The organism is Rhizobium ecuadorense (assembly GCF_001187535.1).
Classification (GTDB): domain Bacteria; phylum Pseudomonadota; class Alphaproteobacteria; order Rhizobiales; family Rhizobiaceae; genus Rhizobium; species Rhizobium ecuadorense.
In genome coordinates, this window is sequence record NZ_LFIO01001158.1 from 1 (window position 1) to 416 (window position 416).

General features: G+C 64.9%; 1 protein-coding gene. It reads left to right on the top strand.

Features of this window, described 5'->3' with window-relative positions; genetic code table 11:
- The coding region (locus AF337_RS24625; protein WP_152971174.1) for an SDR family NAD(P)-dependent oxidoreductase at nt 1-416 on the top strand (416 nt) is incomplete at both ends.

Sequence of the window (416 nt, forward strand, 5' to 3'; positions counted from 1 at the left end):
GCGGCAGCGGCAGCAGTCGAGGCTGGTGTGAAGAGGTTCGGGCGCATCGACGTGCTCGTCAACAATGCCGGCTACGGCAATGTCGGCTCGATCGAGGATACCAGTCTTGCCGATTTCCGCGCCCAGATCGAGACCAACCTCTTCGGCACCATCATCATGACCAAGGCTTTCATCGCCCTGATGCGCGGGCAGGGGGCGGGGCACATCATCCAGTTCTCATCGGTCGGCGGCCGGATCGGACCCGCCGGGCGCGGCGCTTATTCGGCGGCGAAATTCGGTGTCGAGGGCTTTTCCGAGGTGCTGTCGAAGGAGGTCGCGCCGTTCGGCATCAGGGTGACGGTGATCGAGCCCGGCGGCTTCAGGACCGATTTCGCCGGCTCCTCGACGGTGCTTGCCGAAGGGCGGCAGGACTATGC